Origin of the sequence: Enterobacter cloacae complex sp. 277I4 (assembly GCF_050031465.1) — a bacterium.
In the GTDB taxonomy this organism is placed as follows: domain Bacteria; phylum Pseudomonadota; class Gammaproteobacteria; order Enterobacterales; family Enterobacteriaceae; genus Enterobacter; species Enterobacter cloacae.
The window spans coordinates 1-985 of record NZ_JBLGWC010000009.1; the positions used below are offsets into that span (position 1 = coordinate 1).

General features: G+C 48.5%; 2 protein-coding genes. One reads left to right on the forward strand and one right to left on the reverse strand.

Going from position 1 to position 985, the window contains the following annotated elements; translation table 11 throughout:
* The coding region (locus ACQG19_RS27455) for a recombinase family protein (protein WP_139787459.1) at positions 1-227 on the reverse strand (227 nt) is incomplete at its 3' end.
* Between the two features lie 159 nt (positions 228-386).
* Between ACQG19_RS27455 and ACQG19_RS27460 the strand changes: the two genes are divergently transcribed.
* Positions 387-985 (forward strand): DUF4158 domain-containing protein (locus tag ACQG19_RS27460; protein WP_426726018.1); only part of this gene is annotated, 599 nt, incomplete at its 3' end.

The window sequence follows — 985 nt, forward strand, 5'->3', positions numbered from 1 at the left end:
CGACCCAGACGGTCAAGTTTGGTGACAATCAGTACATCCCCATTTTCCATGCGATCTAGCAACCGGATAAATCCGGGGCGTTCGCTGGCAGCAACCGAGCCACTGATATGCTCCTCAATAAGTCGTTGGGATCTGATGGCAAAACCCGCCGCTTCAATTTCACGACGCTGGTTTTCTGTGGTCTGTTCCAGAGTTGAGACCCTGCAGTAGGCAAAAACACGTGACATGGGAAACTTTCCGTACGAAATGGATGTCCGAATTATAACGTGTGTCCGAAATTAATTTCACTAAGTTTCGGACATGTGCTGTAAGTGGTGTACGAAACCGACCGGTTTCGGTCACAGCGAACAAATAACAGATGAAAACTATACGCGAGGGAGGCATTTATGCCACGGCGACAGATACTGAGCAGCGAAGAGCAGGAACGCTTACTGGTTATACCAGATGATGAAATTATTCTGACCCGAATGTGTTTTCTGAACGAACCGGATATTGCGCTCATTAATAAGCACCGAAGGCCAGCGAATCGCCTGGGCTTTGCTGTATTACTCTGTTATCTGCGTGGACCTGGATTTATTCCGGACAAAAGCAGTGCTCCTCACAATGGCGTTGTATCCAGGGTTGCTTCCCGACTGAAACTTCAGCCTGATTTATGGCCGGAATATGCATCCAGAGAGCAAACCCGCTGGGAACATCTGACCGAACTTTATCGCTACCTGGAGCTATCCCCGTTCAGCCGGTCAATGCAAAAAGACTGTATCCGTCATCTGCACCCCTATGCCATGCGAACTGACAAAGGATTTATGCTGGCGGAAGAAATGCTCAGCTGGCTACATAACAATAATGTTATTTTCCCTTCTGTTGAAGTGATCGAACGGACGCTTGCCGAAGTCGTCACGCTCGCTAACAGATCGGTATTTTCGACACTTACCGCGCAACTGGAAAAGCAGCATAAATCAGCACTCGACAGCCTGCTCATATCAGG